The sequence below is a fragment of the Bradyrhizobium sp. CSA112 genome, from assembly GCF_029051645.1.
Lineage (GTDB): Bacteria > Pseudomonadota > Alphaproteobacteria > Rhizobiales > Xanthobacteraceae > Bradyrhizobium.
Genome location: NZ_JAACFS010000141.1, coordinates 1 through 451, shown reverse-complemented (window position 1 = coordinate 451; position 451 = coordinate 1). Strand labels below are relative to the sequence as shown.

Below are 451 nucleotides of genomic sequence, written 5' to 3'. Positions count from 1 at the left end.
GTATCGGACCTGCCGCTGGAGCAGCTCATGCAGTTGCAGGTCACGACGGCCAGCCGGTACGCCCAGTCGGCGCTCGAGGCGCCTGCGGTGGTCAGCGTGGTGACGGCCGAGGACATCCGCCTGTTCGGCTACCGCACCCTGGCCGACGTGCTGGCGGGCATGCGCGGGCTCTACGTGTCCTACGACCGCTCCTACCACTACCTGGGCACGCGGGGATTCTCCACCCCGGGCGACTACAACACGCGGGTGCTGCTGCTCGTCAACGGCATCCGGTTCAACGACAGCCTGTACGACCAGGCGAGCATCGGCACCGACTTTCCCATCGACATCGACCTGGTGGAGCGGGTCGAGTTCGTCTCCGGCGCGGGGTCGGCCGTGTACGGCCCGAACGCATTTTTCGGCGTGATCAACGTGATCACGCGGGACGGTGCGCATCTCCGCGGCCCCCAGG

1 protein-coding gene is annotated in these 451 nt (G+C 67.8%); it reads left to right on the top strand.

Annotation, left to right across the window (positions count from 1 at the left end):
• Positions 1 to 27: 27 nt before the first annotated feature.
• Positions 28 to 451 (top strand): TonB-dependent receptor plug domain-containing protein (locus tag GWE18_RS42045; protein WP_275191323.1); only part of this gene is annotated, 424 nt, incomplete at its 3' end.